The organism is Pseudoalteromonas sp. AOP7-A1-14, from assembly GCF_052376275.1.
Classification (GTDB): Bacteria; Pseudomonadota; Gammaproteobacteria; order Enterobacterales; family Alteromonadaceae; genus Pseudoalteromonas.
The window spans coordinates 20,897-28,812 of the sequence record NZ_JBQSVO010000037.1 but is presented as its reverse complement, the minus strand read 5'-3'; the positions used below and the strand labels follow the sequence as shown (position 1 = coordinate 28,812).

Below are 7,916 nucleotides of genomic sequence, written 5' to 3'. Positions count from 1 at the left end.
GAGGTGTAGTTTATGACTTTAATGATCAGTATTCTGTTTATGCTTCTTTCACCGATGTTTTTAATTTTGGCGGGCAGCGTGATATTAACGCAGAGCTTTTAGGCCCTGCTTTTGGAGAAAATAAAGAGATTGGATTAAGGTCTTCATTTATCAACAATGCATTATCTATCGATTTCAATGTTTTTCAGATAGATATGAATAATGTACCCACATGGACAGACCAAAGCCTTGTCTATAAAGCAGTTAAAGGGATGACCTCTGAAGGATATGAGTTAGAAGTATCTGGCTACATAACGGAGGATTTATCTATTATGGCCTCTTACACCAACTTTAATGTGAGTGATGCTGAAGGTGGAATTGTTGCTGATGAAATGTTTAAAATAAATGCAAATTACCAACTAAGTAATGACCTTAATTTAGCGGTATCAGTGAATAGAACGGGCGAGCACCAAGGTTACCTAAGAGACAGTAACAATGCGTTTTATTTTGTACCTCTTGATGCTTACACGTTAGTTAACCTAACCGCTACGTATAACGTAACAGATGCATTAACAGTACAAGCAAATATTGAAAATGCGACTGATGAAGAGTATTACTCTAAAGTGTCAGGTTACACCAAGCGATATGGGGAACCACGAAATTATAGCCTGCGGGTAATGTACAATTTTTAAGGTGTAGTTTAGTAAAACTAACACTTTAAAAATTATATAATTGATAAAGTTACACCATTAATACGCACTTGTTCAAGTGCGTATTTAACATTCCTTTTCAAGTTCAAGCTAGCCAACTTATTACCAACAACCAGCAAAATAAAATGTAACTATATAGTCGTTGCGCAAAACAAGTAACAAAAGTACAATTGATAATGGTTATTATTAAATAAATGAACTACAAGTGAAAATTAAGGAAATCTTACTCCCTGTTGCAGCATTAGTATCAACAACTGTATTAGCAAATACTGATGAAACTAATACCGAAAATCAAATGACTGTCATAGAAGTTACCGGTGAATTGTTATCAAGAAGCTTGCTACAAAGTGGCAATAGTGTTGTTGTTTTTGATGCCAAAACACTTGAAAACCGCCCTGAACTTAGAACCGTAAGAGATGTTTTAAGTGAGATCCCTAATATTACTATGGTTACAGGCACAGGCAAAGCGCCAACAGTAAGAGGGATTGACGGTACTGGCGCCGCTGAAAATGCCAATGCATTTTTTGCCGGCAGCAGGGCACGGCTAAACTGGCAAATTGACGGCCGCTCAGCTACTTATAACGAAATAGTATTTGGCGACTTAGGCATTTGGGATCTCAATCAGATTGAGGTACTTAGAGGGCCACAAAGTACGCTCGCTGGGCGCAATGCTATCGCAGGTACAATCCGCGTTGAAACGCAAGATCCAACATTCGAACAACAGTTTACAATTCGCGCCGAAGGTGGGAATTTAGACCAAAAACGCCTATCTGCCACTTATAATCAACCGCTTACAGAGCAGTTTTCTGTACGTATTGCTGCCGACCAATTTGAACGTCGCTCCCCTGTTGATTATGAACCTTACCCAGATGTTGATAATCCAGCCGAGATGGAAGGCCGCGCAATTAGAGGGAAATTACTTTACGAGGGTAACGACCAATATGATACCCGCATCGTTGTTACCCTTACTGACAATAAATACACCGGCCCAAATGGTGAAATTATTGATTACCCGTTTGATGAAAGACGCTCTAATTTTCCACAACAGCCTGTACATGTAACGCATACGAAAAGCGTGGGGGTTGAATATAACGCAGCAATAAATGAACAACTAGCGCTAGAAGTGACGGCATCAGCAACAGATTTTAATTTTGAGCGTAAATCCACACCAGACGGCTCTAAAGCTAATGTTGATACGAAAGAATATGTGATTGAACCTCGTTTACGTTATCAAGGTGATAACGGCGCACAATGGGTTATTGGTAGCCGCTACTATAGCGCTAAGCAAGATGATTGGATTCAGTTTATTGTCAAACAGAGCTTTACTGATGATTCTAATAATTTTGCAATCTACTCAGAGGGCGCATTTCCATTTAATGAAAAATTTGAACTAACCGCGGGTTTACGCTACGAAAAAGAAAACCGCAAACGTGAAGGTGGCGATCCAGATAGGGCAATAGCTAAAATTGAATCAGATAATGATTACAGCGCTCTGTTACCAAAGCTAGGCCTTAGTTATCAAGTTAATGAAGAGCATACCATTGGCTTGCAATTATCTCGTGGCTATAACGCAGGGGGTGGTGGTATTTCTTTTGGCGCACCGATTGTAAACTATGAGTACGACGAAGAATACGTAAACTCATTGGAATTATATGGTCGACAACAATGGGCTGATAATAACATCAGCACATCGCAAAACCTGTTTTACTCGCAATATACAGACATGCAATTACCCTTTGATTTAACAACCGAAAATACGCGTGATGAAGCTTATGTGGTAAGAAACGCAGACGAAGTTACCACTGTTGGTTTTGAATTTAGCGCAGATTGGCGTATTGATGAGCAATTTAATTTGTACGGTAGCTTTGCACTATTAGACTCCGAAATCACTGATTATCCAGGCTCAGGCTTAGAAGGTAACTCATTGTTTATGGTTCCTTCTGCTTCAATGAAGTTAGGCGGGACATGGCAGTCAAATAACTGGGTTGTTAATATGAGCGGTCAGTACACTGATGGTTGGTATACCAATATTTCAAACGATGAAGGCAGTAAAACAGGCGCATTTGCCACCTTCAATACCAGCTTAAGTTACTCAATATCAGAGCAAGCTAAATTGTACCTTACAGTACGTAATATTTTTGATGAAGATGCGCCTGTTGCGCTATACCCAGGTACAGCACCTGCTGACAGCAATGAACCAGACAGCCATTTTGATAAAGCAGTTTTAACTCAACCTCGAACCATTAGCGCAGGTTTACAGTATACATTTTGATCTAACTAATAATTTACACGGCAGGCTCGCTTGCCGTAACCCTTCATAAAAACAATAACTAGGATTCATGCAATATGGCAATTCTAAAGCACGATCATAGCCTTTGGCCATTAGCCGTCACCGTTGCACGCGGCGGATGCACCCTCGAGATGCATTTAAACTCATTGCACGGATGGGATGAGTGGTTTAAAAAAACGGAGCCTTTTGTCGTTGTTCGTGTTTACAGCGATGAAGAGTCTTTACAGCATCCAAAAGGAGCAGGGCCCGCTACGCAAAAATGGTTAAAAGAGGGAGCGGCAGAGCAAATGCAGCAATATGTTCAAGCAATGCTTATTGTGGTTCCAGAACAGCAATTTGAACGAATGCAAAGAATGAGTGTACAAAAAGCCTTTGGTATACCCGGTGCTGTCGTTAAATCACTTGATGATGCCCATACTTGGCTAATGACAACATCAAACCACAATAAAACATTTGAGCAAACAAACTTTATGCAAATAGAGACGCTTGTTCACGCATTAGCGACTTAACCTATTGAATTAAGACTATTTAGCACTATTAGCAGCTGATTTTTAAAATCTATATTGATATCCATCAGGTAATTGCGCTTGAGGATAAAAAGTATGTGCTAATTCAACAAGAGCTTGCGGCGTTCTAGGGCCCATACTAAGCAAATAGGCAACATCAAAATTATGCACGCGTTTATTTTTAACTGCATTGGAGAACTTAAACGCGTTTAACAACTCAGAACTTGATGGTTGCTCATGCCCACCAATACTCATGGTAATAATTACATCAGGGTTTAGTACAAGCGCCGCTTCACTCGATATTGCCTGCCAGTTAGCCACGCTTGACGCCATCACATTCTTACCACCAGCAATAGCTACGAGCTCATTTGCCGTAGTACCAGAACCTGCAACCATGAGTTGATCACTGCGAATAACCAACACTTTAGGTTTAGTCGTTGCTTGTTTTAAAATATGCGTTAAGGCATCACGATCTGCTTTTAGCGCTTGCGCTAACTCCGTTCCTTTGCTCTGGACTTGCAACAGGCTGGCTATTTGTTCTATTTTATTTTCAATCCGCCAGAAGCTATCATTTTCGTGCAAAATAACCAGATTCGCAGCGGTACGTTTTAATTGCTCAACCACCTTCTTCGGGCCTATATCTGCCTCTGCAAGGATAAGATCAGGGTTTAATGACAATATCCCCTCAACGCTTATTTTACGCACATAGCCAATTTGAGGCTGTGTGGTGGCTGCAGCAGGAAAAATACTACTGCTATCAACACCAACAATACGTTGCTGCTCGCCAAGCGCATAAATAACTTCGGTTATTGAGCCGCCAGCAACCACAATTCGTTGTGGGTTAATGGGTTGCGGGCTTGCATGTACACATCTACTAAAAAGTATAACTACCAATGAAATAAGTAATAGCACGAAAGGCTTCATCTTCATTAAACCCTATTTGAAAACAAAAATAATAACAGTTTCTATTTTTAACTTTTAGCTTTTGATTATAATTTATTAAAGCACTATCAGGTTTGATATATATTTAGAAATACAAAAGCCAAGCTAGCTCATTGTTTGCAAAGTAACTTTTTAAATAACGCAAAATAAATATTTGTTAAGTTGCTAAGCTCACTAATATGAACACGTTCATTTTCTTGATGGATGGTCCCATTAGTTAAACCTAACTCAATTACTTGCGGACAAATGTCGCTGAAAAACCGGCCATCGGAAGTTCCTCCTGACGTTGAAGCTTTCGCAAATAATCCGGTACATCGATTAATTACTGTTTGGCATTCTTTTATTAGCGAAAGCTTATTTTTACTATTCTCTGCAGAGTAATAAGGATTGCAAGCATGTGATGTCGTTAGTGAGAAATCGTTAGTCGTTCGCGTTACAATATGAGTAACTAAATGAATAAGATCATCTTCACTATAAGCCGTGGTATAACGAATATTTAAATTAATTATCACAGTATCAGGAATGACATTATCGCTGCATAGGCCTGAGTCGATATGAGTGACTTGCATTGTTGTACCAAACTGATTGCTATCTCTATTATCCCAATCAAATTTCATTAAATCTTTTACAATGCTACAGGCATGATGGATAGCATTAATGCCTTGAGTCGGATAAGCAACGTGCGCACTCTTACCATTAACTTGAATGGCAAAACTCAACGCTCCTCTGCGTCCAATCTTTAGCATATCACCGCATTGCTTTATTGATGTCGGTTCTCCAACAATACAATAATCCAAGTCCTGTTTTGCATCTTTAAAGTGTTTTACAATTTCACATGAGCCGAATAAAGCATCGCCCTCTTCATCGCTGGTAATTAAAAACCAGAGTCGCCCGACAAAGCTCCCTTCGAGTACTAGCATCTCAGCTGCAACTAACGCAGCGGCAATACCTCCTTTCATGTCTACAATGCCTCGACCGATCAGGTAATCATTTTTAATTTCACCTGCAAAAGGTGGTGCTTGCCATTTATCAAGATTACCTGCGGGCACAACATCCGTGTGTCCACAAAAACCTAAATTGGGTCCATCACCATTGGATATAACAGCAATTAGATTACTCACCCCATGACTTTCAAATGTATCGATTTTAGCTCCCAGCATAGATAACTTTTTTGCAATCCATGTTTGACAGCCCGCGTCATCAGGTGTTACCGATTCAAATTGCAGCAATTGACGTGCATACTCAATTACTCGGCTTTGGTATTCGGCCTTTAACTCAGCCGTTAAAGTAAATTGTTCATGTATGATAATGTTCACCAGATAATTGATAGCGCTTAGTTTGATATGCACCAACGCTAAGTACGTTGGCGCATTTTTATTGCCTTACAGGGTACGATTGTTCAAAAATTATACTCCACGCTTGCTGTTAATGTTCGTGGCTTAAGGAGTGTTGCCGCATCAGTGTCGCTACTAGCACCAGTCAAGATCGATACTTCACTATCACTGTCAAAAATATTTTCCGCGGTAATCGTAAAGCGTATTGCATTAAACGTATAAGCAATTTGTGCATTTGCAACAGCATACGCATCGACTTTTCCGCGAGGCGTATTGGTTGCGTCAGAGTAATACGCATCGGTATAACGAATGTTAGCACTTACGACTAGAGCATCTATTGGCGAACTCGTTACACCTAAGTCAGTAGAAAAAGCCGGCGCTCTGGCAAAATCTTTGCCCTGTATCGTTAAGTCGGTATAACGATTAACTTCAGTTTGTAATAAACCTACATTTAAATAAACGTTATTATGCTGATTGAATGCATAATTAATACCTGACTCAAAACCATAGGTTGTCGCTTTATCAGCATTACGAATAACAGTTGCCCGTGGCCCCAGTGAAAAAGGTAATTGCATATCATCAAACTGATTATAAAATATATTAGAATTAAAAGTTAATTGGTCATCTAGCAAGCTAGCTCGAGTAAATATTTCATAATTTGTGACAAATTCAGCCGCATAGCTGTAGGCTTCAAAAGGCGGTGCAAAAGTAATACCTGCGCCACCGCCGTTATAGGCTTTGCCTGCGGTAACACCGATGCTCCATTCGTCAGTTGCTTGCCATGCTACGGTTGCTTTTGGTAAAAACTCTCGATAGCTTTCAGAAAAATCCAATTGTAACGGCCCTGCGCCACCAACTCGGTAACGATCTTCTTCTTCATAGCGGGCACCGAGGGTTAAATCAACGGCATCATTAAATTGCCAAGTTAGCTCAGCAAAAACGGCATCACTTTGCGTTTCATCACGAAACGTCCCGCCAGCAAATAAATCAATGTATTCATCTTGGTCTGTGCGGAAAATATAAGCCGCAATAAATCCCGATAAACGTTGATCTTGACTCGTCATTCTTAAAAGGGGTTGAATAACCGTTTCCTTGCCATCGAGGGTTAGGTTTCCTTGGCCTGTTAATGCATGACGCTCAGTAGAAAAATCCGTTCTAGATATATTGAGATCAAACTCCATTTGTTCTGAAATTAGCCAATTCGTATCCCAAATACCATAAGTGTTTATAGAGCGAAAAGTAGGTTGATTAGGAAATTCGGCCTCTCGCTCTGAAAAAGGACGTACCACCCGCTCAGACTGAGGCGCTTTACCATCGGTTCGTCCAATCGTTAATATTGAACGAATATCATCGTTAGGAGAGAATAACAGTTTGCCGCGGATCACTTCACTTTCGTAAAGGTTTGGCTCATTCTCTTCAGCATACGGAGAAAACTTTACCGCAGTCTCACTTGACTGATTATCATAAGCTAATCGAAAGGCTAATACATCGTCGATCAAAGGGCCTGATAATGCAAAAGAACCTACCCGTTTATCTTGTCCCCCCACCATTGCGCGTATTTTACCTTGCCAATAAAAAGTTGGCTCTGCTGTCGTTGTTATTACTGCACCTGCAACTGAGTTACGCCCTTGCAAGGTACTTTGTGGACCACGATAAACTTCAACTTGCTGAACATCCCACAGGCTCGAATTTTGGAATAAAGACTCGTTAAAACCTAAAGTGCGTCCGTCAACTTGATAATTTAACCGAGGACGAGTACCAGCAAAAAATGCATTAGCGCCTGAGGCAGGTCCAGTGCCATCAACTCCCCTTACTGTCGGGGCCTCATTACCTGGTTCCACGGTAACTAAGTTAGGAATTTTATCTAACAAGTTATTAGTACTGTTTAACCCCGGCATATTTCTTAATTCTTGCTCTGTCAGTGCGAGAACACTTGATGCCGTTTCTTGTATTGAACGCGAGGTTTTTTCACCTTGTACAGTGATCCTCTCTATCGATACAGTATTTTCTTCAGTAGCAGCGTTAACAGTCGCCGTCATTGTTGTTACTAGCGGTAATGACCACAAAATAGTGTGTATCTTTTTCACTTATCCTCCTAGCTGGAATAGTATAGGGCTATATTTGTTGTTATATGATAATAATGAGATTGAAAATC

The 7,916-nt window shown here is 40.3% G+C and carries 6 protein-coding genes; 3 read left to right on the top strand and 3 right to left on the bottom strand.

Going from position 1 to position 7,916, the window contains the following annotated elements; genetic code table 11:
- The 3 genes from ACT3RM_RS07920 to ACT3RM_RS07910 all read left to right on the top strand — a co-directional run.
- The coding region (locus tag ACT3RM_RS07920; RefSeq protein ID WP_444511355.1) for a TonB-dependent receptor domain-containing protein at positions 1–671 on the top strand (671 nt) is incomplete at its 5' end.
- Positions 672–894: 223 nt separating this feature from the next.
- Positions 895–2,961, top strand: coding sequence for a TonB-dependent receptor (locus ACT3RM_RS07915; RefSeq protein WP_192540205.1), 2,067 nt, complete (start codon positions 895–897; stop codon positions 2,959–2,961).
- 74 nt (positions 2,962–3,035) lie between these two features.
- Entirely contained in the window at positions 3,036–3,488 is a 453-nt protein-coding gene (locus tag ACT3RM_RS07910) for a hypothetical protein (protein ID WP_192540204.1), read from the top strand.
- A gap of 42 nt (positions 3,489–3,530) precedes the next feature.
- On the opposite strand, the gene ACT3RM_RS07905 is transcribed toward ACT3RM_RS07910, so the two are convergent.
- The 3 genes from ACT3RM_RS07905 to ACT3RM_RS07895 form a co-directional block, all read right to left on the bottom strand.
- Positions 3,531–4,409, bottom strand: coding sequence for a heme/hemin ABC transporter substrate-binding protein (locus ACT3RM_RS07905; RefSeq protein ID WP_441994766.1), 879 nt, complete (start codon positions 4,407–4,409; stop codon positions 3,531–3,533).
- 128 nt (positions 4,410–4,537) lie between these two features.
- Complete coding sequence (dapE, locus tag ACT3RM_RS07900) at positions 4,538–5,743, bottom strand: succinyl-diaminopimelate desuccinylase (RefSeq protein ID WP_441994767.1); 1,206 nt, start codon at positions 5,741–5,743, stop codon at positions 4,538–4,540.
- 83 nt (positions 5,744–5,826) lie between these two features.
- Positions 5,827–7,848, bottom strand: a complete 2,022-nt coding sequence (locus ACT3RM_RS07895; RefSeq protein WP_441835148.1) for a TonB-dependent receptor — start codon at positions 7,846–7,848, stop codon at positions 5,827–5,829.
- Between the last annotated feature and the right edge of the window lie 68 nt (positions 7,849–7,916).

Bases quoted from the DNA above. Each gene is read 5' to 3' on its own strand.
- ACT3RM_RS07910 (WP_192540204.1), top strand. From the start codon at position 3,036: ATGGCAATTCTAAAGCACGATCATAGCCTTTGGCCATTAGCCGTCACC.
- ACT3RM_RS07905 (WP_441994766.1), bottom strand. From the start codon at position 4,409: ATGAAGCCTTTCGTGCTATTACTTATTTCATTGGTAGTTATACTTTTT.